18 protein-coding genes are annotated in these 21,382 nt (G+C 68.0%); 13 read left to right on the top strand and 5 right to left on the bottom strand.

Going from position 1 to position 21,382, the window contains the following annotated elements; translation table 11 throughout:
• Positions 1-120 precede the first annotated feature (120 nt).
• From BLU81_RS31900 to BLU81_RS31875, 5 genes are all read right to left on the bottom strand, one after another.
• Positions 121-891: a hypothetical protein gene (locus BLU81_RS31900; protein WP_157751856.1), complete on the bottom strand. Its 771-nt coding sequence runs from the start codon at positions 889-891 to the stop codon at positions 121-123.
• A gap of 854 nt (positions 892-1,745) precedes the next feature.
• Positions 1,746-2,702: an aldo/keto reductase gene (locus tag BLU81_RS31895; RefSeq protein ID WP_092549629.1), complete on the bottom strand. Its 957-nt coding sequence runs from the start codon at positions 2,700-2,702 to the stop codon at positions 1,746-1,748.
• A 61-nt stretch (positions 2,703-2,763) separates the two neighbouring features.
• Complete coding sequence (locus BLU81_RS31890; RefSeq protein WP_092549626.1) at positions 2,764-3,579, bottom strand: SWIM zinc finger family protein; 816 nt, start codon at positions 3,577-3,579, stop codon at positions 2,764-2,766.
• A complete protein-coding gene (locus tag BLU81_RS50960) occupies positions 3,579-6,902 on the bottom strand; it encodes a DEAD/DEAH box helicase (RefSeq protein ID WP_231954848.1) in 3,324 nt (1,107 codons plus the stop codon). The genes BLU81_RS31890 and BLU81_RS50960 overlap by 1 nt, the downstream gene beginning before the upstream one ends.
• A 49-nt stretch (positions 6,903-6,951) precedes the next feature.
• On the bottom strand, positions 6,952-7,341 hold the full coding sequence (locus tag BLU81_RS31875) for a VOC family protein (protein ID WP_092549623.1): 390 nt from the start codon (positions 7,339-7,341) through the stop codon (positions 6,952-6,954).
• Between the two features lie 70 nt (positions 7,342-7,411).
• Between BLU81_RS31875 and BLU81_RS31870 the strand changes: the two genes are divergently transcribed.
• The 13 genes from BLU81_RS31870 to nuoH all read left to right on the top strand — a co-directional run bounded on the left by BLU81_RS31870 (position 7,412) and on the right by nuoH (position 21,382).
• Positions 7,412-8,242: a TetR/AcrR family transcriptional regulator gene (locus tag BLU81_RS31870; RefSeq protein ID WP_231953608.1), complete on the top strand. Its 831-nt coding sequence runs from the start codon at positions 7,412-7,414 to the stop codon at positions 8,240-8,242.
• Positions 8,243-8,275: 33 nt separating this feature from the next.
• The gene (gene mqnC / locus BLU81_RS31865; RefSeq protein WP_092549620.1) at positions 8,276-9,514 is read left to right on the top strand and encodes a cyclic dehypoxanthinyl futalosine synthase; all 1,239 of its coding nucleotides are present in this window, start codon (positions 8,276-8,278) and stop codon (positions 9,512-9,514) included.
• Between the two features lie 301 nt (positions 9,515-9,815).
• Entirely contained in the window at positions 9,816-10,511 is a 696-nt protein-coding gene (locus tag BLU81_RS31860) for a demethylmenaquinone methyltransferase (protein WP_269460929.1), read from the top strand.
• Positions 10,512-10,552: 41 nt separating this feature from the next.
• On the top strand, positions 10,553-10,813 hold the full coding sequence (locus tag BLU81_RS31855; RefSeq protein WP_092549614.1) for a hypothetical protein: 261 nt from the start codon (positions 10,553-10,555) through the stop codon (positions 10,811-10,813).
• 163 nt (positions 10,814-10,976) lie between these two features.
• Positions 10,977-12,227 carry a geranylgeranyl reductase family protein gene (locus tag BLU81_RS31850; protein WP_407923873.1) on the top strand — a complete coding sequence of 417 codons (1,251 nt, stop codon included), beginning with the start codon at positions 10,977-10,979 and terminating at the stop codon, positions 12,225-12,227.
• An 86-nt stretch (positions 12,228-12,313) separates the two neighbouring features.
• The gene (locus BLU81_RS31845; RefSeq protein ID WP_203737666.1) at positions 12,314-12,679 is read left to right on the top strand and encodes an NADH-quinone oxidoreductase subunit A; all 366 of its coding nucleotides are present in this window, start codon (positions 12,314-12,316) and stop codon (positions 12,677-12,679) included.
• A 6-nt stretch (positions 12,680-12,685) separates the two neighbouring features.
• Positions 12,686-13,357 (top strand): NuoB/complex I 20 kDa subunit family protein, encoded by a 672-nt coding sequence (locus BLU81_RS31840; protein ID WP_092549608.1) that lies wholly within the window; start codon positions 12,686-12,688, stop codon positions 13,355-13,357.
• Positions 13,354-14,049: an NADH-quinone oxidoreductase subunit C gene (locus tag BLU81_RS31835; RefSeq protein WP_092549604.1), complete on the top strand. Its 696-nt coding sequence runs from the start codon at positions 13,354-13,356 to the stop codon at positions 14,047-14,049. Before BLU81_RS31840 ends, BLU81_RS31835 begins: the two co-directional genes overlap by 4 nt.
• Complete coding sequence (locus tag BLU81_RS31830) at positions 14,046-15,371, top strand: NADH-quinone oxidoreductase subunit D (protein WP_092549601.1); 1,326 nt, start codon at positions 14,046-14,048, stop codon at positions 15,369-15,371. The genes BLU81_RS31835 and BLU81_RS31830 overlap by 4 nt, the downstream gene beginning before the upstream one ends.
• Positions 15,368-16,204, top strand: a complete 837-nt coding sequence (nuoE, locus tag BLU81_RS31825) for an NADH-quinone oxidoreductase subunit NuoE (protein ID WP_092549598.1) — start codon at positions 15,368-15,370, stop codon at positions 16,202-16,204. The genes BLU81_RS31830 and nuoE overlap by 4 nt, the downstream gene beginning before the upstream one ends.
• Entirely contained in the window at positions 16,201-17,517 is a 1,317-nt protein-coding gene (gene nuoF, locus BLU81_RS31820; RefSeq protein WP_092549595.1) for an NADH-quinone oxidoreductase subunit NuoF, read from the top strand. The genes nuoE and nuoF overlap by 4 nt, the downstream gene beginning before the upstream one ends.
• Positions 17,517-20,012 carry an NADH-quinone oxidoreductase subunit G gene (locus BLU81_RS31815; RefSeq protein ID WP_092549592.1) on the top strand — a complete coding sequence of 832 codons (2,496 nt, stop codon included), beginning with the start codon at positions 17,517-17,519 and terminating at the stop codon, positions 20,010-20,012. The genes nuoF and BLU81_RS31815 overlap by 1 nt, the downstream gene beginning before the upstream one ends.
• Positions 20,009-21,382 carry an NADH-quinone oxidoreductase subunit NuoH gene (gene nuoH / locus BLU81_RS31810; protein ID WP_092549588.1) on the top strand — a complete coding sequence of 458 codons (1,374 nt, stop codon included), beginning with the start codon at positions 20,009-20,011 and terminating at the stop codon, positions 21,380-21,382. Before BLU81_RS31815 ends, nuoH begins: the two co-directional genes overlap by 4 nt.

The following is a 21,382-nucleotide window of genomic DNA, read 5'->3' as shown; positions in this document are numbered from 1 at the left end:
CCGGCAGCACCCTCAACCAGCTCACCGTCACGCCGCTCACCGTCACGCCGCTCACCGACAAAGGAGCCGGGCTTCCGCCCGGCTCCTTTGGGTTCGGCCGCCCGTTTGTTGGGGTGCTGGTCAGGCGGCCAGGCGCAGCAAGCCGGCGAACAGGAAGACCCCGGACGTCAGGGCGAGCAACGCGCGCGGCGTGCGCAGACCTCGCCACCAGGGCAGCACCCAGAGCAGCGCCCACAGGCCGAGGAACCCGAGCACGTGTACTCGGATTACGAGCCAGGTGGCTTCTTCGCAACCGTTGACGACGCGGACCCCGTCGCAGATGGCCGGTGAGCTGGTACTGCTGCCGAGGATCACGATGCCCCAGAACAGCACCAGCGCCGGCGCGGCGAATAGCGTCCCCAGTGGTACCCCGATGTAGGCCAGCAGATCCCGCCGCCGGTCCGATCCCCACGCCGCGATTCCCCGAGCTTCCGGCTCGGCCTCGGGGAGAGCCTCGTCAGCCTCGTCACCTGGAACGTCGCTGTAGGGCGGCGCGTCGTCGCCACCAACGTCCTCGCGTACGTCGTCACCGATCGCGGTCCCGTCGACGGCACCGATCCCAGCCGGGAGGCCTCCGGTCGCCATGACAGCGAGTTCAGCTGCGACGGCGGCAGCCTCAGCCGCCTCCGCCGCGGCGACCGCTGCTCCGGCTGCGGCATCGGCGGCAACCGCAGCAGCGTCCGCGGCAACCGCAGCCGCCGTCGCGGCAACCGTTGCGGCAGCAGCCGCCTGCACGACCAGTGAGTCGGTCTCCGGATCCACCACCGGCGAAGCACTGGATTCGATGCCATCAGTGTCCGTGGTGGCGACAGCTGCCTGCGCGACTGCGGAACTGGTCTCCGGATCTGTCACGGGCGAAGCGCCGGACTCGGCAGCAGCATCCGTTGCGGTGTCTGTTGCCTGGGCCGTTCCAGGGTCATTCGCCGTGCCCGCCGCAGGTGAAGATTCGGGTTCGACAGCAGTAGCAACCACGTTGGTTAAAGGCTCCGACGTCTTGTCCGTGACCGGCTTCGACACCGCCCGGCCGCCTGCGGTTGACTCGGCGGAAGGAATGCTTGCTCCGCCTACGACGGAGCTGGAGGCGTCAGCCGCAGCGTGGTCATTTCCGTAGATGTCCGGCGAATTCGCCTCAAGCGTTGCACCTTCCGGCGCTTCCGCAGACGAGGAGGAGACCTCGCGGTCAGCCGAGACCTCGTGGTCAGCCGAGACCTCGTGGTCAGCCGAGACCTCGTGGTCAGCCGGGGGCGAGTCGTCGCTATCGATCGGCTCGGTGCCGGATGAGTCTGGGCTATTGGCGCCCGGCCCGGCGGAGGAGGAGGTGAATGCGGCACTACGTTCGGACATGAGCCGAGATCATAGGCGGTGGCACGGAATTTCGATGCTCGTCGTCGGCTGGCCGCGGACCTGACAGCGGTCCCAGGTGCCGCCAGCCTATCCGCGCATCTCGAACACCACGTGTCTGTTCGCACCACGACAAGCGCGCCCGCCGGAGCGCACGCGGGAGCACGACGAGCGCGCCCGCCTGGGAGCAGAAGGAGCGCGCCGGTCGAGGCGGAGGCAAACGCGCCCGTCGCGTACAGGCAAACGCACTTGCCATGGCGGCCGACAAGATGTTTATCGATGCGCGGAAGCGGCACGCTCGCTGGCGTCCCGGAAAGCGCTCCGCCGGTGGGGCCGGAGTTGGCTTGGGAGCTGGCTCGGACTTGTCAGGTGTTCAGCAAGTTGTCCAGGGCTGCGATGTCGGCGGTGGTGAGTTCCCAGGTGCCGGCGGTGACGTTTGCCTGTACCTGCTCGGCTGTGGTGGCTCCGGCGATCACGCTGGCGACCGCGGGCTGTGCGGCCAGGCCGGCGATGGCGACGTCGAGCAGGCTGTGGCCACGTTCGGCGCCGAACGCGGTCAGCGCTTCGATGGTGTCCCAGTCGGCGGTGTCGAGCCACAGCCGGTAGCGCTCGGTCGACATCCGGCTGCCGGCCGGTGCTGGTTCAGCGCGGCGGTATTTGCCGCTGAGCAGGCCTGCCTCGATCGGGAAGAACGGCAGCAGACCCAGGCCGAACTGCTCGCAAGCCGGAACCACCTCGGTTTCGACGCCGCGGTTCAGCAGGCTGTAACGATTCTGCGCGCTGATGAACCGGGTCGTGTTGCCGCTGCGTGCGGTCCAGTCGGCGTCCGCGATCTGCCAGCCGGAGAAGTTGGAGTTTCCGAGGTAGCGCACCTTGCCGGAACGGACCAGGTCGTCGAGCGCGGCCAGGGTCTCCTCGATCGGGGTCGCCGGGTCGGGTTCGTGCATCTGGTAGAGGTCGATGTGGTCGGTCTCCAGCCGTCGCAGTGACGCCTCGACGGCCCGGACGATGTAGCGCCGGGACCCGCGAGCCCCGAAGTCACGCCCGTTGAGTCCTTCCATGTTCATGCCGAATTTGCTGGCCAGCACCACCTCGTCGCGACGGCCCTTGAGGGCGGCGCCGAGCAGTTGCTCGGACGAGCCGTGCGGAGTGCCGTAGATGTCGGCGGTGTCGAAGAGGTTGATCCCGTGGTCGAGGGCGGCGTCGACGACCTCGCGAGTGCCATCGGCGTCGAGCTTGCGGCCGAAGTTGTTGCAGCCGATCCCGACCGCGGACACGACCAGACCCGAGTCACCGAGCCGACGGTAGGTCATCTCACTCATGAACTGCTCCTTATGCACAAAACCTGGTTCGATCCGACCACGACGACGGTGGATGTGAGGCTCATTCTTCCGTCCCGGGGTTCGCCAGATCGCGGTAGTGCGGGCGGAGCACATCGACCAGCGGCACGTGCCGCACCCTCACCGGTGGTGCGTCCAGTGCTCGCAGTAGCAGCTCAGGTGGTGCGGCGCCGCGTGGTGGCCGCTCCCGCAACCGGCCCAGACTGATCGCCGGGGAGTAATAGTCGGCGAGGCGCGCGTCCAGCGGTTCGTCCTCCACCGCGAGAGGATCGATGGTGTCTTCGGGTTCCGGGGTGCCGCGCAGTGCGCCGAGCAGTTCCTCCCGGCCGCGCCCGCGCCAGGCCAGCACCAGGAACGGGTCGTCGTCGAACGCCTCAGCCAGCACGTAGAGCACCGCCGACCCGTGTTTGCAGGGAATGCCCCAGTCCGGGCAGGAACAGGCGATGTCCAGCCGGTCCGGGAAGAGCGGCAGGCCCAGCTCGGTGAAGAGGTCGACGATCTCGTGCGGCATCTCACCGGCGAGCAGCGCGGCCCGGTAGAGCGCCCGGGCGCCGAGCTGCTCGGTGATCCCGGCCCACTGGTCCGCGTCGAAGTGACTGATCTTGACGGTGACCTTGTACGGAGCGGACCGGGATCCCTGCACCCGGGCCTGTACCTGCCCTGGTGTCAGGGCGAAGTCGATGACCTGCCCCTTTCTGGCGTAGGCCCGCCCGCGGGACAGCCGTCCCGGGTCACAGACCTCCTCCAGGACGTCCACAAAACGGCGGGACCACCACTGCTCGCCGATCTTGCCGCGTTTCGATCGGACGGCAAGACCGCCGTCGACCTGGATCGGCCGGGCACTCTCGAAGAAGACCATCAGCGCACCGCCGCCGGGTCGAGCGAGAACAACTCCCGCAGCTGGTCGGTGCTCAGATCGGTGATCCACTGTTCGCCGGTGCCGACGACCGCGGAGGCGAGCGCCTTCTTCCGCTCGATCATGGCGTCGATCTTCTCCTCCAGCGTGCCGATGCAGATGAACTTACGGACCTGCACATCGCGGGACTGCCCGATCCGGTACGCGCGGTCGGTGGCCTGGTCCTCGACCGCCGGATTCCACCACCGGTCGAAGTGGACGACGTGGTTGGCGGCGGTCAGGTTGAGACCGGTTCCGGCCGCTTTGAGGGAGAGCAAGAAGATCATCGGCTCGTCATCGGTCTGGAATCGCTCGACCAGTTCGTCCCGGCGGGCCTTGCTCAGGCCGCCGTGCAACCAGAGCACCGGCCGGTCGGTGTGCGCGGCCAGATAGGGCTGCATCAGCGAGCCCCATTCCGCGTACTGCGTGAAGACCAGTGCCTTGTCCCCGTCCGAGATGATCTCGTCGGCCAACTCCTCCAGCCGGGCCAGCTTGCCGGATCGCCCGGGCAGCCGGGAACCATCCTTGAGCAGGTGAGCGGGATGGTTACAGACCTGCTTGAGCTTCATCATCGCGGCCAGCACGTTGCCCCGGCGCTGAATGCCCTCGGTGCTCTCGATCTCGGCCATCATGTCCTCGACCACGGCCTGGTAGAGGGTGGCCTGCTCGGGGGTGAGCGAGCACCACACCTTCATCTCGTTCTTCTCCGGAAGATCCGAGATGATGCTCTTGTCGGTTTTGAGGCGGCGCAGCACAAACGGTCCAGTGGCCCGTTTCAGGGCGGCGGTCGCGTCCTCGTCCTGCCGGTTCTCGATCGGCTCCTGGAAACGGCGGCGGAACCGTTTCGCCGGACCCAGAAGGCCGGGATTGCAGAAGTCCATGATCGACCAGAGTTCGGCGAGGTGGTTCTCCACCGGCGTACCGGTCAGGGCCAGTCTCGTCCGCGCGGGGATCGCCCGGACCGCCTGCGACTGCCGCGTCCCGCTGTTCTTGATCGCCTGTGCCTCGTCGCAGACGACCCGGCTCCAATTCACGCTGCGTAATGTCTCTAGATCACGGAGCGCAGTCCCGTAGGTGGTGAGAATCAGGTCAGCGCCCGCCACCGCCTCCGCGAATTCGTCACCGCGCCGTCGGGTGCCGCCGTGATGCACGTAGACCCGCAGAGAGGGCGCGAACCGCGCGGCCTCCTTGAACCAGTTGCTCACCAGCGACATAGGGCAGATCAGCAGCGTCTTAGAGAGCCGCCCGGCAGGCAACGAGGACTTGTCATCAGGCGCCGAGATCTCGTCGGCAAGCAGCGAGGACTCGTCAGCAGGCGGCGAGGAGTGGTCGATCGGTGGCGACGGCTGGTTGGCGAGTGCCGTGGACTGGTCGGTCAGCAGCAGGGACAGGGTCTGAGCGGTCTTGCCGAGGCCCATGTCGTCAGCGAGGATCCCGCCCAGCCCGAGTCGGCCCAGGAAGTGCAACCAGGACAAACCCCTTTCCTGGTACGGCCGGAGAGCCCCCTGGAACCCGTCCGGCGTCGGCAGTGGACTCAGTCGGTCGGCCGCCTGCCCGGAGAGCAGATGCCCCAGATCGCCGTCGGCGTCCACCGCGATCAGCGGCAGGTCCTCGTCACCACCGTCGACCACCTGCCGGAGCACTTCGCCCGCAGTGAGCTCGCCCTCGCGTCGACGCTCGACCGCTTTGAGAGCCGCCTTGAGCTGCCGGTCGTCGAGTTCCACCCACTGGCCGCGCACCCGGACCAGCGGAATCTTGGCGCGGGCCAGTTCGGCCAGCTCCTCGGCGCTCACCGTGCTGTCACCGATGACCAGGTCGATGCGGAAGTCGACCAGTTGCTCCAGACCGAACCCGGAGTCGGCCACCGCCCGGGACGCCCCGGCTTTCGACTTCGATTTCGACCGGGCGGTCAGCTTGAGACCCACCCCTTTACGGCCGGCCCACGCCGGAAGCTGCACCCCGAACCCGGCCGCTTGCAGCAGCGGTGCTGTCTGGCGGAGGAATTCGTAAGCCTCCCCGGTGCTCAGCGGCATCGTGGCCGGGCGCTGTTCCAACAGGGCCACGTGCAGCACCGGAAAGAGCCGCACAGCCCGGCCGAGACCGGCGAGCAGCGTCTCGTCGGGCCGCCGGGGCAGGCCGGGGAAGCGCTCGCCCTCCCACAGGTCGCGGGCGGGCAGATAAAGCCCGGGATCCTCGGCGGACTGAAGAGCGAACTCAAGCGCCCATTCATCCGCCGCAGCCAGCGAGGGCGACGGGACCAGCGCGGACGGCGAGGCCACCGCGAGTGGTGAGGCTAGTGCGGACGGCGCGGAGGGCGAGAACGCCGAGGTTGAAGCGGACGGCGAGGTCAGCGTTGAGGATGTGGGCGGCAAGGTTAGAGCGGCTGATGGGGAGGGTGCCGACGGTTGGGGTGGGGTGGGATCGGGCTCGGGATGTGGCTCGATCAGGCGGAAGCTGACCCGGATCGGTCCGTTCGCCTCGTTGGCCGCTCGCATCCAACCGTCGAGAGCCTGTCGCAGGTCACGGACATCGGCGTCGGCCGCACCGGGCAGCGCGGGATCGGCGGTGAGAGCGCCCAACCACCGGTCGGGCAGGGCTGCTTTCGGGCCGGGGCGCTGACCGACCATGATCCGGTCGGGCAGGATCGACCTGGCGGCGCTGTCGAGCAGCGAGTCCAGTGCGTCACGGACCGCCCGGCCAACGGGCTGACCGCCGTCGGCGGCGCGGACCACCGGTGGCATCCCCGCTGCGAAGTCCTTGAAGGCGGCCGTGTCGGAGCCGGTCAGCACCGGCCGCCAACGGGCGGCTGGCACACCCACCTCGGTCACCAGCTGCGGCAGCATCCGCCCGCGCCGGGCCAGGTCATAGGCGTAACCGGCGAGCAGGCTCAAGTAGCGCAGCGACGTCCCGGCCAGCCACGGACCGTCCGGATCGGGGTCGGCTAGCAGCCCGAGAGCCGCCATCGCGGAGTCGCCTGGCACCGACAGCGCCGGGACGGTCCAGGTGCCGAGCTTGAGACCCCGGGCCACCGCGTCGACACCGCTTTCCGGTGACGGCAGTGGGCCCCGGCTGGTCCCGGGCAGCTCCACCGGCACCGATCCAGTGGTGGCACCGGTGACCGCTTCCCCGAGAACCGAGACGAGGACTCGGGCCGGGGCGGCGAACGGGTGAGGACGGGATTTCGCGCGAGAGGTAGAGGTCAGCGGCAGTGCCGGATCCTCTGCCCAGAGGACCAGCCGGCCCGGGCGCCCGGACCCCGGCACCCAACCACCGTGCACGACTAGCAATTCCACCTCCTGAACGATTCGTCGAGACTATCGGCCGCTGGTCGGAGCCTCAGGAGTCCGTGGTGGTGACCCACTCGACCAGCTCATAAACGACACCGTTGGGGTCGGTCACCAGCAGCAGCCGCTCACCCCACGGCTCCTCCCGGATGGGCAGGGTCGGCTCGACACCCTCCGCCCTCAGCCGGGCCTGCTCGGCGTCGAGGTCGGTGACGACGAAGGCGACGATCGTGCCGGCGGTGTGCACCGCGCGCAGCTCCGGCGGCAGCACCTCGATGCCGCGGCGCAGGAAGACCACGTCGACACCGCCGTCCTCCCGGCCGAGCGAAGTGAAGCCGTCAGCCGACATCCGTTCGGCATAGCCGAAGTGATCTGCGAGAAACTTGCTGGAAGCCGGGACATCGTCGACGGTGAGCGAGATGGCGGACGAGGTGATCTGCATGGAGTGCCTCCCCGGAGCAGTTTAGTTGTACGCCGTAAAGAATACGCCGTACAGGAAAGGGGTGCCACCCGTGGGCGAGACACGCCGAACCATCGAGCTGCTGTGGTTGGCGGAAACCACGAGGGACGCGGAGACCACGAGGGGAGCGGACGCGGAGACCACGAGGGAGGCGGAGACCGCGACGGCGGGCGCGAAACCGAAGAGCAAGCGCGGCCGCCGCCCAGGACTGACCGTCACGCGGGTGGTGGAGGCCGGAATCACCCTGGCCGGCGCAGAGGGCCTGGACGCAGTGTCGATGCGCCGCGTCGCCCAGGAGCTGGGCGTGGTGCCGATGACCCTCTACACCTACGTCCCCGACAAGGGCGCCCTGCTGGATCTGATGCTGGACCGCCTCTACCTGGCGATGCCCCGCGCCGACCACCCGGACCGCCCCTGGCGGGAGCGGCTGGCCGCAGTCGCCGAGGAGAACCGCCGGCTATACGGCGAGCATCCGTGGGCGGCGAGCCTGCCGGCCAGCCGGCCACCACTGGGCCCGGGCCTGATGGCGAAGTACGAGCACGAGCTACGCGCCTTCGACGGTTGTGGCCTGGACGACGTGACGCGTGATTCGGCGCTCACTTTCCTGATCGGATTCGTGCAGGCGCAGGCTCGGTCCGAGGCGGAGGTGCGGGCGGCGGCCACCCGGGCCGGTGACACCGACTTCGAGTGGTGGGCGGAGCGCGGGCCGATCTTCCAGGTGGTGTTCGAGCAGCACCGCTATCCCACGGCGACCCGGGTCGGCGCCGCTGCGGGGGCCGCGCTGGGTGCCGCCTACGACCCGGGACACGCGTACACCTTCGGTCTGAACCGGGTGCTGGACGGCCTGGCCGCCCTGATCGAGACGGGTGACCCTCGCCGCTGACGACCGGGACGCGGTGGACGTACGCTTCAGTTCGTGACCGCGAATCCGGAGATCGACAGCATCCTGCAGCGCGGAGCCGACGGCGGGCGCATCACGCCCGAGGAGGCCCTGCTCCTCTACACCGAGGCCCCGTTCCACGAGCTGGGCGAGGCTGCCGACGCGGTTCGGCGACGACGTCATCCCGAGGGCATCGTCACTTACCTGATCGACCGCAACATCAACTACACGAACGTCTGTGTGACGGCGTGCAAGTTCTGTGCCTTCTTCCGTGCTCCCAAGCACAAGGAGGGCTGGGCGCACCCGATCGAGGAGATCCTGCACCGGGCCGGTGAGGCGGTCGAGCTGGGCGCCACGCAGGTGATGCTTCAGGGCGGCCACCATCCCGACTTCGGGGTGGCGTACTACGAGCACCTCTTCTCCTCGGTCAAGCAGGAGTTCCCGCAGCTCGCGATCCACTCGATCGGCCCGAGCGAGATCCTGCACATGGCCAAGGTCGACGGCGTCTCCATCGAGGACGCGGTGATCCGGATCAAGGCCGCCGGCCTGGACTCGATCGCCGGCGCAGGTGCCGAGATGCTGCCGGACCGGCCGCGGAAGGCGATCGCGCCGCTCAAGGAGAGCGGTGCCCGCTGGCTCGAGGTGATGGCGATCGCCCACCGGCACGGCCTGTCCTCCACCGCGACCATGATGATGGGCACGGGCGAGACGAACTTCGAGCGCATCGAGCACATCCGGATGATCCGAGATGTGCAGGACCTGGCCGTGGCGAACGGCTACTCCGACGTCGCGGTCGAGCAGTCGCACGAGGTCGGCGGCTTCCGGGCCTTCATCCCGTGGACGTACCAGGCGGAGAACAACCATCTGAAGGGCCGCACCCAGGCCACGACGATGGAGTACCTGCGGTTCATCGCGGTCTCCCGGCTCTTCTTCGACAACATTTCCCACCTGCAGGCGTCCTGGCTGACCACGGGTAAGGACATCGGCCAGCTCTCACTGCACATGGGTGTCGACGATCTGGGCTCGATCATGCTGGAGGAGAACGTGATCTCCTCAGCCGGAGCCAAGCACCGGTCGAACCTCCAGGAGCTGATCACCATGATCCGCACCGCGGACCGCATCCCGGCGTGGCGCGACACCTGGTACAAGCACTTGGCCGTGCACCTCACGCCGGCTGACGACCCCACCGACGACCGGGTGGTCTCGCACTTCTCCTCGATCGCGCTGCCGGGCGGTGGCGTTCGTAAGGCCCTTCCTCTGGTGCAGACCAGCTAGGAGTGGCCCCTTCGGGGGGTGGTAGTAGTCCGTTCGGACAGGTTCGGATCGTCAGATCGGTGAGGGCGGGTTGCTCCTTCGTAACGAGCCCGCCGGTTGGCTGTACCGACTCGTTCCCGCTGGTTACGTTGCCTGTGTAAGGCCTTGGTAACTCAGATACGTCGCAGGTCGCGGTCAGCGCCCGGTGACGAGCAGTCGGACCCGACCGATGGCGGTCGTATATATAACGCACAAGGCGCGGGCGGGATGGGAAACCATCCCGCCCGCGCTGTTTGGCGTCCCGGGTGGGACGATCGGGAGCGTGACACGCGCAGACCTGGACAAGCAGCCGCATGAGGTCGCCGAGATGTTCGACGGCGTGGCCCATCGGTACGACCTGACCAACACCGTGATCTCCTTCGGGCAGGACCGTGGCTGGCGCCGCGCAACCCGGGCCGCGCTCGGGCTCCGGCCGGGGGAGCGGGTCCTGGACGTGGGGGCCGGCACCGGGGTCTCCACCGAGGAGCTGGCCCGGTCCGGGGCGTTCGCCGTCGGCGCGGACATCTCGGTGGGGATGCTGCGGGCGGGTCGTCAGGTTCGGGCCGAGGTGCCGTTGCTCGCCGGGGATGCGCTGAAGCTGCCGTTCGCGGACAACACCTTCGACGCGGTCACCATCTCGCTCGCTCTGCGTAATGTCGTCGACACCACCGCTGCGCTGCGTGAGTTCGCTCGGGTGACCCGTCCGGGCGGCCGGCTGGTGGTGTGCGAATTCAGTCACCCGACCAATAAGGCCTTCCGCACGCTGTACCTGCAGTACCTGATGCGGTCCCTGCCGGGGGTGGCGCGGGCGGTGGCGAGCAACCCGGAGGCGTACGTCTATCTGATCGAGTCCATCCGGGCCTGGCCGGATCAGCAGGGTCTGGCCGACGTGATCGCGGGCTCCGGGGAGTGGGATCGGGTGGGCTGGCGGAACCTCACCGGCGGAATCGTGGCCCTCCATCGGGCTACGAGAGTCTAAAAACGCCGACAAGCGACCAAAAGCACTGTTTAGCTCGATTCATGACTGATATCGGGCAGCTCGACGACACGGACATCGACCTCGCGATCGACGAGGGGGAAGCGGATGAGCGCCGCGCCATGGAGCTGGCCAGCCGGCTCCGGATGGTCGCAGCCGAGGACCCCGATCTTGCGCAGGACCTGGTGGAGGGATTGATCGTGGCGCTCGACCAGGCGATGGGCGGAACGATCCGGCAGCACCTTGACGGTCCGGCACTCGGCGTGGCGGACCGCGTCCTTCGGGCACCTGAGCAGGGCCGTTAGTCCTGTCGAAACAATTAGGCGAACCTAAGCGCAAAGATCTTCGATTGTCGGCATACACTCCGATCGAGGCATGCTTGTGAACTAATTCACGAGCGTCCGGCGAGACGGAGGTTGGACCGTGAGCGACCACGTAGCTAGTGGGCCCGTCGGTGACGAGGCAGACGTGATCGTGGTCGGTGCCGGCCCGGGCGGTTCAGCGGCCGCCTATCACCTGGCTCGTCATGGTGTGCGGGTGCTGCTGCTGGAGAAGACCGAGTTTCCCCGCGAGAAGGTCTGCGGCGACGGGCTCACGCCCCGCGCGGTGCGCCAGCTCGTTCGGATGGGCATCGACACCTCGGAGAAGGCGGGCTGGCTCCAAAATAAGGGCCTGCGCGTGATCGGCGGCGGCGTTCGGCTGGAACTGGACTGGCCCGAGCTCGCCAGCTTCCCGAACTACGGCCTGGTCCGGACCCGGATGGACTTCGACGACCTGCTGGCCAGGCAGGCGGTCGAGGCGGGCGCGCTGCTGCGCACCGGAGTCAACGTCACCGGGCCGATCCTGAACGACGACGGATACGTGACCGGTGTCGAGGCCAAGATCGGCGCGGACAAGGAGCCGGTCCGGTTCCTGGCCCCGCTGGTGATCTCCGCGGACGGCGTCTCCGGCAAGTTCCCGCTGGCTCTCGGCCTGGCCAAGCGTGACGACCGGCCGCTCGGTGTTGCGGTCCGGCGCTACTACCACTCGGCGGTCAAGGCCGATGACGACTACCTGGAGTCCTGGCTGGAGCTGCGCAGCGCGCAGGACCCGGGCCGGCTCCTCCCCGGTTACGGGTGGATCTTCGGGCTCGGTGACGGCCGGGTCAACGTCGGGCTGGGCATCCTGAACTCGTCGGACGCCTTCGGCAAGACGAACTACCGGAACCTGCTGACCGACTGGCTGGGCAGCACCCCCGAGGAGTGGGGGCTGCGTGACGAGGCCAACGCGGACGGTCCCACGCTGGGTGCCGCACTCCCGATGGGCTTCAACCGGGTGCCGCACTACACCCGCGGTGTGATGCTGGTCGGCGACTCCGGCGGCATGGTCAATCCGATGAACGGCGAGGGCATCGCGTACGCGATGGAGTCCGGCGAGATGGCGGCCGAGGTGGCCGTGCAGGCGCTGGCCCGTCCCGCGGGTCCCGAGCGCGAGCGCGCGCTCCAGGCGTACCCCGCCGAATTGAGTCTCCGGTTCGGTGGTTATTACCGGATCGGTGGGATCTTCGTGAAGCTGATCGGCAATCCGCAGATCATGCGGGTCGCCACCAAGTACGGCATGCCTCAGCCGCTGCTCATGAAGTTCGTCCTCAAACTCCTGGCCAACCTCACCGACCCCCGGGGTGGCGACGCCATGGATCGCATCATCAACGGCCTGACCAAGGTGGCGCCCTCCGTCTGAATCTGGACGAAAAGGGTACCCCGACCAAAGGACTGCAAAACCACATTAACTAGTGTGAAGCGGCTAACAGTCGTACGGGAGTAGACATGACGATCAACCCTTATGTCCCGATCGTCGGGTTGCTGATTTTAGGCGCCCTGTTCGCGTTGTTCTCGGTGTCCATCGCGCCCATCGTCGGGCCCAAGCGCTTCAACCGCGCGAAGCTCGACGCCTATGAGTGCGGGATCGAGCCGGCGCCGCAACCGATCGGTGGCGGGCGATTCCCGGTGAAGTTCTACCTCACCGCGATGCTCTTCATCATCTTCGACATCGAGACGATCTTCCTCTACCCGTGGGCCGTGTCGTTCGACGCGCTCGGCCTCTTCGGGTTCGTGGAGATGGTCCTCTTCATCCTCACCGTCTTCATCGCCTACGCGTACGTGTGGCGACGTGGCGGCCTGAACTGGGACTGATGCGACATGGGAATCGAAGAGAAACTCCCGGCCGGCATCCTGCTGACGAGCGTGGAGAAACTCTCCAACTACGCCCGGAAGTCATCCTTCTGGGGCGCCACCTTCGGTCTCGCCTGCTGTGCCATCGAAATGATGGCCTCCGGCGGCCCGCACTATGACCTGGGCCGGTGGGGCATGGAGGTCTTCCGCGCCTCGCCTCGACAGGCCGACCTGATGATCGTGGCCGGCCGGGTCAGCCAGAAGATGGCTCCGGTGGTCCGGCAGATCTACGACCAGATGCCCGAGCCGCGCTCGGTGATCTCGATGGGCGTCTGTGCCTCGTCCGGCGGCATGTTCAACAACTACGCCATCGTTCAAGGCGTCGACCACATCGTTCCGGTCGACATCTACCTACCCGGTTGTCCGCCTCGACCCGAGATGCTGATCGACGCGATCCTCAAGATGCGCGAGAAGGTCATGGCGGCACCACTCGGTCCCAACGGCCGAAAGATGCTCGAAGCTCGGCAGGCCGAGGGCCGAGTTCCGATCGTCGCGCCGGGAGCCATGCCGTCGTCCTACCGCGTGGACAAGGTCCGCCGCGCGGAATGGACTCAGGCCGTGAAAGAGGGACGCGAAGAGCAATTGCGGATCGAGAACTGGATGAAACTCCAGCCGCATTTGCGGGAGGTTCACAAATGAGTATTCAAGCCGGAACCGAGGGTAGCGTTCCGAAGGGTCCTGAAGTGCAGGCGCCGACCACCCCGGATAAGGGCATGTTCGGCGTCAAGGGCACCGGAGATGTCTCCGGCTTCGGTCGTCTGACCCGCCCGAGACCTGCTGCTTTTGACAGCCCGCGGCCCTACGGCGGGTATTTCGACGACGTCTACGACGCGCTTGAGGAAGCTTATCCGGCCATTGCCGAAGCAATCGAGAAAGTGGTCGTGGATAGGGCGGAACTCACACTTCACGTACGCCCTGAACACATCGCTGAGGTGTGTCAGGTAATGCGTGACGACGCCTCCCTGCGCTTCGAGTTGTGCTCCTCGGTCGATGTCGTCGACTATCTGGCCTCCGACGAGCGCCGTTTCCATGTCGCTTATCAATTGACTTCGATGACCTATCGCCGCCGGGTACGCCTGGAGGTCTCGGTCGCCGACGGGGTCACCGTTCCGAGCGTCACCCGGATCTACCCGACCGCGGACTGGCAGGAGCGCGAGGCCTACGACATGTTCGGCGTCGTCTTCGCCGGCCACCCGAACCTGACGCGGATCCTCATGCCGGACGACTGGGAGGGCCACCCCCAGCGCAAGGACTACCCGCTCGGCGGCGTGCCCGTCGAGTACAAGGGCGCCTCGATTCCGCCTCCCGACCAGCGGAGGGTCTACCAGTGACCACATCTGAGTACGCGACCGAGCGCGAGACGACCGAGGGCCGGGTCTTCACGGTCACCGGCGGCGACTGGGACACCATCACCTCCAGCGTCGATCCGCTCAGCAACGAGAAGATCGTCGTCAACATGGGCCCGCAGCACCCGTCCACCCACGGGGTGCTCCGGCTGGTGCTGGAACTCGAGGGCGAGACGGTGACCGAGGTCCGCCCGGTCATCGGTTACCTGCACACCGGGATCGAGAAGAACCTGGAGTACCGCAACTGGACCCAGGGCGTCACCTTCGTGACCCGGATGGACTATCTCGCCAACATGTCCAACGAGACGGCGTACTGCCTCGCGGTGGAGAAGCTCCTCGGCATCACCGATCAGATCACTGAGCGGACGAACACCATCCGGGTGCTCTTCATGGAACTGCAGCGGATCGCCTCGCACCTGGTCTGGCTCGCGACCACGGGCATGGAGCTGGGCGCCATCTCGATGATGCTGTACGGCTTCCGCGAGCGGGAGTACATCCTCGACATCTTCGAGGAGACCTCCGGCCTGCGGATGAACAACGGCTACATCCGCCCGGGCGGCCTCGCGCAGGACCTGCCGGAGTCCGCGGTTCGCAAGATCCGCGACTTCCTGGTCTACCTGCCGAAGAAGCTCAAGGAATATGAGGCGATGCTGTCCGGCCAGATCATCTGGCAGCAGCGGACCCAGGGTGTCGCGGTGCTGGACGTGACCGGGTGCCTGGCGCTCGGGATCACCGGCCCGGTGCTGCGCTCGGCCGGCCTGCCGTGGGACCTGCGCAAGACGATGCCGTACTGCGGTTACGAGAACTACGAGTTCGATGTGCCCACCGCGACCACCGCCGACGTCTGGGGCCGTTACCTGGTCCGGATGGCGGAGATCCGGGAATCGCTGAAGATCGTCGAGCAGGCCCTGGACCGGCTCAAACCCGGGCCGATCTGGATCGAGGACAAGAAGATCGCCTGGCCGGCGCAGCTCGCGATCGGCACCGACGGTCTCGGCAACTCCCTCGAACACGTCGCGAAGATCATGGGTCAGTCGATGGAGTCGCTGATCCACCACTTCAAGCTGGTGACCGAGGGCTTCCGGGTTCCGCCTGGTCAAGTCTATGTCGCCATCGAGCACCCGCGTGGCGAGCTCGGCGTACACGCGGTCTCCGACGGTGGAACCCAGCCCTATCGGGTGCACTACCGCGAGCCGAGCTTCGTGAACCTCCAGGCCATCCCCGCGATGGCCGAGGGCGCCCTGCTGGCCGACGTGATCGCCGGCGGCGCCTCGCTGGATCCCGTGATGGGTGGGTGTGACCGATGACAACGGTGGACTTCTCGCCGGCCGCCGAACCGCTGGCGGCCAAGCTCCTCGAACCGGCCCGGGAGATCCTGGCCCGGTACCCGGCCGGTCGTGAGCGCTCCGCGCTGCTGCCGCTGCTGCATCTGGTGCAGACCGAGGAGGGCTTCGTCAGCCCGGGTGGGGTGGCGTTCTGCGCCGACCTGCTCGGCATCAACAAGGCCCAGGTCGGGGCGGTCGCGACCTTCTACACCATGTACAAGCGCCGGCCTACCGGCGAATACCTGGTCAGCGTCTGCACCAACACCCTCTGCAACGTCATGGGCGGCCAGGAGGTGTACGACGGACTGGTCGAGCACCTCGGCATCGGTCACGGCGAGACCTCGGCCGACGGCAAGATCACGCTGGAGCACGCGGAGTGCCTCGCCGCCTGCGACTACGCGCCGGTGGTGACGGTCAACTACGACTTCACCGTCGACCAGGCCACGCCGGAGAACGCGGTCGAGCTGGTGGAGAGCCTGCGCCAGGACCAGCGGCCGACCCCGGCGCGCGGCGCCCGGATCTGCTCGCTGAAGGACATGCAGTTCCAGCTCGCCGGCTTCGCCGACCCCCGGGACGGCGCGGTCGGCGACGGGGTGGCCGGTGCACCGACCCTGCGCGGGGTGCGGCTCGCCCAGGAGCACGGTGTCGCGGTGGCCGGGTTCGATCCGGACACTCCGATCACCAAGACCAAGCCGCTGCCCAAGGACGAGGTCGCCAACCCCGCCGAGGCAGCCGGAGTGGCCGCGAACAAGCCGGCCTCCGATGCCAAGCCCGCTGGTGACAGCCGCCCGAGCGGCAAGGAGGGTACAAAATGACCCAGCCACGGCAGGAGGTCCTGCAGAAGCTCACCCCGGTCCTGACCAAGCGCTGGCTGTCGCCGGACGCCTGGCAGATCGGTGTCTACGAGCGGCTGGACGGATACCTCGCACTGCGCAAGGCGCTCGACGTGCACCCGGACGACCTGATCCAGCTGGTCAAGGACTCCGGACTGCGCGGCCGCGGCGGCGCCGGGTTCCCGACCGGGCTCAAGTGGGGCTTCATCCCGCAGGGTGACGGCAAGCCGCACTACCTGGTGATCAACGCCGACGAGGGCGAGCCGGGCACCTGCAAGGACCTGCCGCTGATGACCTACGACCCGCACTCGCTGGTGGAAGGCGCGATCATCGCCTCCTACGCGATCCGGGCCGAGCGGGCGTTCATCTACATCCGTGGTGAGGCGGTGCACGCGGCCCGGCGGCTGCGTAACGCGGTGCAGGAGGCGTACGCCAAGGGTTATCTCGGAAAGAACATCCTCGGCTCCGGCTTCAACCTGGACCTGGTCGTGCACAGCGGTGCGGGCGCGTACATCTGCGGTGAGGAGACCGCGCTCCTCGACTCCCTGGAAGGGTTCCGCGGACAGCCCCGTCTGCGGCCGCCCTTCCCGGCGATCGCCGGGCTCTACGCCAGCCCGACCGTGGTCAACAACGTCGGGACCATCGCCAGCGTGCCCTACATCGTGCTGGGCGGTCCGGACTGGTGGAAGAGCATGGGCACCGAGAAGTCGGCCGGCCCGATGATCTATTCGCTGTCCGGCCGGGTGGTCAACCCGGGCCAGTACGAGTGCGGCCTCGGCATCACCCTGCGCGAGCTGATCGAGCTGGCCGGGGGGATGCAGCCGGGGCACGAGCTGAAGTTCTGGACGCCGGGCGGATCGTCGACGCCGCTGCTGACCGCCGAGCACATCGACACCGCGATGGACTTCGAAGGTGTCGCGGCGGCCGGGTCGATCCTCGGCACCACGGCGATGCAGATCTTCTCGGACCAGGACTGCCCGGTCTACAACACGTGGCGGTGGCTGGAGTTCTACCACCACGAGTCGTGTGGCAAGTGCACCCCGTGCCGTGAGGGCAACTACTGGATGGTCCGCACCTACCGGCGGATCCTCGCCGGGCACGGCACCGTCGCCGACCTGGACACGCTGCAGGACACCGCGGACAACGTCTTCGGCCGGTCCTTCTGCGGCCTCGGTGACGGCGCCGCGACACCGGTCATCTCGACGCTCAAGTGGTTCCGGGACGACTACCTCGGTTACATCGAGGGCCGCACCGCGCCGCGGCTCTCCGAGAAGTCCCTCGTAGGAGCGCACTGATGACTGACGTGGAAAAGAGAACCGACACCGTCAAGCTCACCATCGACGGGGTCGAGGTCACTGCGGAGAAGGGCGAGCTGCTGATCCGGGTCGCCGAGCGGATGGGAACCGCCATCCCGCGGTTCTGCGACCACCCGCTGCTCGCCCCGGCCGGCGCCTGCCGGCAGTGCCTCGTCGAGGTGGAGGGCCAGCGCAAGCCGATCGCCTCCTGCACCCAGACGGTGGCCGAGGGCATGGTGGTGAAGACCCATCTCAGTTCGCCGGTGGCCGCGAAGGCGCAGGCCGGTGTGATGGAGCTGCTGCTGATCAACCACCCGCTCGACTGCCCGACCTGTGACAAGGGCGGTGAGTGCCCGCTGCAGAACCAGGCGATGAGCACCGGCCGTGCCGAGTCCCGGTTCAAGGAGGAGAAGCGGGAGTACGAGAAACCGATCCACATCTCCAGCCAGGTGCTGCTGGACCGGGAACGCTGCGTGCTCTGCCAGCGGTGCACCCGGTTCTCCGAGGAGATCGCCGGCGACAAGTTCATCGACCTGATGGACCGTTCGTCCGGGGAGCAGATCAACGTCTACCGAGACGACTTCTTCGGCGGTACGGGGACCGGCGACGGCCAGGTGGGAGAGGGCGAGGGCGACGTCGCCTTCAACTCGTACTTCTCCGGCAACACCATCCAGATCTGCCCGGTCGGCGCGCTGACCGGCGAGCAGTACCGGTTCCGGGCCCGCCCGTTCGACCTGGTCTCCACACCGAGCGCCTGCGAGCACTGCGCCTCCGGCTGCTCGCAGCGCACCGACCACCGGCGCGGGAAGGTGCTGCGCCGGCTCGCCGGTGACGACCCGGCGGTGAACGAGGAGTGGAACTGCGACAAGGGCCGCTGGGGCTTCCGGTACGCCACCGCCAACGACCGTGTCATGACGCCGCTGGTCCGGGACGCGGCCACCGGTGAGCTGCGTGAAGCCTCCTGGAGTGAGGCGCTGTTCACGGCGGCGGAGGGTCTGCGGGCCGCGAAGGACCGTGGTGTCGGCGTTCTTCCGGGTGGCCGGCTGACGGTCGAGGACGCGTACGCCTACGCGAAGTTCGCCCGCATCGCGCTCGGCACCAACGACGTCGACTTCCGGGCTCGGCCGATCCGGGCGACCGGCTCGCCGGTGTCCACCACGGAGGAGGCCGACTTCCTGGCCGCTGTGGTCGCCGGGGCCACCGGAGTGACGTACGAGCAGGTCGAGAACGCTCCGTCGGTGGTGCTCGTGGGCATCGAGCCGGAGGAGGAGTCACCGATTCTCTTCCTGCGTCTGCGCAAGGCCCATGTCCGGCGCAAGCTCACGGTGACCGCGGTCTCGTCGTACCTCAGCCGGGGTCTGGAAAAGGTCGGCGCCGTGCTGGTCGCGGCCGTCCCAGGCGACGAGGCCCACGTCCTGCAGAGTGATCCCGCGGTGGCCGGAGCCCTCAGCGCCCCGGGTGCCCTGCTGATCGTCGGCGAGCGTCTGGCCACCGTGCCGGGCGGGCTCAGCGCGGCGGCCGACCTGGCCGTCCGCACCGGCGCGAAGCTGGCGTGGGTGCCGCGCCGGGCCGGTGACCGGGGCGCGATCGACGCCGGTTGCCTGCCGAACCTGCTGCCCGGTGGCCGTCCGGTCACCGACACGGCGGCCCGTAACGAACTGTCGCTGGCCTGGAAGACCGACGCGGGTGCGCTGTCCGGCACACCCGGCCGGGACACCGACCGGATCATCGCGGCGGCCGCCGACGGCACCCTGGGTGCCCTGCTGGTTGGCGGGGTCGACCCGGCCGACCTGACCGATCCGAAGCTGGCCGAGGAGGCGCTCGACGCAGTGCCGTTCCTGGTCAGCCTGGAGATGCGGCAGACCTCGGTGACCCGGCGGGCCGATGTGGTGCTGCCGATCGCGCCGGCCGTGGAGAAGGCCGGCACCTACATGGACTGGGAAGGCCGGCTCCGATCGTTCGGCGCGGTGCTGAAGAGCACCGCGATGACCGACGGCCGGGTGCTCGACGCGCTCGCGGACCTGCTGGACGTCACCCTGGGTACCGGGGACGTGCAGGCGGTCCGGCGTGAACTGGGCTCGCTGCCCGGCAGCACGTCCAGCCCGTCCCGGCCGCGTGCCGAGGCCGCCCGTGCCGCTCAGCCCACCGCCGACGAGGCGGTTCTCGCCACCTGGCACCAGCTGATCGACCTGGGTTCGCTGCTCGACGGCGACCAGATCCTGGCCGGCACCGCCCGGCCGCCGGTGGCCCGGATCGGCAAGTACCTCGCCGAGTCGCTGCAGGTCGTCGACGGTGACCTGGTCACGGTCAGCACGATCCGTGGTTCGGTCACGCTGCCGGCCGCGATCACCGACCTGCCGCCGCGGGTGGTGTGGCTGCCGACCAACTCGCCGGGCTCGACGGTGCGGCGCAGTCTCGGCGTCACCGCCGGTGCGGTGGTCAAGCTGACGGCCGGAGTCCCCGGCCCGATCCTCGCTGAAGAGGTCGTTCGATGAACGGAATTGTGCTGGCGACGGCGGGCGCCGTCGATCCGACTCTGGAGACGTTCGAGAACGACGTCTGGTGGATCTCGCTGGTCAAGTTGCTCGCCCTGTTCGTGTTGCTGCTGCTCCTGACGCTGTTCACGATTGTTTACGAGCGCAAGGTCGTGGCCCGGATGGCGGTCCGGCCGGGCCCCAACCAGGTTGGCCCGAACGGCTGGTTGCAGAGCCTCACCGACGGCATCAAACTGCCGTTCAAAGAGGAGATCATCCCGAAGACCGCCGACAAGGTGGTCTACTTCATCGCCCCGGTGATCTCCGCGACGGTGGCCTTCACCGCGTTCTCGGTGATCCCGTTCGGCGGCGTGGTCAACATGTTCGGCCAGCAGACCGCGTTGCAGCTCACCGACGTGCCGGTCTCGGTGCTGGTGCTGCTCGCCTGCTCGTCGATGGCGGTCTACGGCGTGGTGCTCGCCGGTTGGGCGTCCGGCTCGACCTACCCACTGCTCGGTGGTCTGCGTTCCAGTGCCCAGATGATCTCGTACGAGGTGGCGATGGGCCTGTCCATCGTGGCGGTGTTCATGACCGCCGGCACGATGAGCACCTCGCAGATCGTCAAGGCGCAGGCGCACGGCAGCCCGGTGGAGTTCTTCGGGTTCGAGGTGACCGCCCCCGGGTGGTACGCGGTGCAGCTTCTGCCGAGCTTCATCATCTACCTGATCGCGGCGGTCGGTGAGACCAACCGTGCCCCGTTCGACCTGCCCGAGGCGGAGTCCGAGCTGGTCGGCGGCTTCCACACCGAGTACTCGTCGTTCAAGTTCGCGCTCTTCTTCCTCGCCGAGTACATCAACATGATCACCGTCTCGGCGTTCGCGACCACGCTGTTCCTGGGCGGCTGGCGGGCTCCGGCCCCGATCACCACGGTCTGGGACGGCGCCAACTCCGGCTACTGGCCGCTGCTCTGGTTCTTCGGCAAGGTGCTGATTCTGCTCTTCGGCTTCATCTGGCTGCGGGCCACGCTGCCCCGGATGCGCTACGACCAGTTCATGCGCTTCGGCTGGAAGGTGCTGATCCCGGTCAACCTGGTCTGGATCCTCTGCCTGGCCTTCATCAAGGTCGCCCGCAGCGGCGCGATCTCCGACACCACTCGCTGGGTCATCACGGGTGCGGCGGCGGTGCTGATCCTGGCCGTCGCCTGGGGCTGGCCGACACCGAAGAAGCCGAAACAGCTCTCGATCGAGGAGGAGCTGCATCAGCGGCCGCCGGGCAGTTTCCCGGTCCCGCCGATGGACCTGCAGGTCCCGCCGAGCCCTCGAGCCCGCCGAGCCGTGGCCGAACGTGCCCCGGCCGCAGTCGGCGCCGAGCCCGATTCGAAGGAGGTGTGA

Source organism: Actinoplanes derwentensis (assembly GCF_900104725.1).
GTDB lineage: Bacteria > Actinomycetota > Actinomycetes > Mycobacteriales > Micromonosporaceae > Actinoplanes > Actinoplanes derwentensis.
Note: the sequence above shows the minus strand (reverse complement) of the source record. Positions and strands in the feature narration are given on the sequence as shown.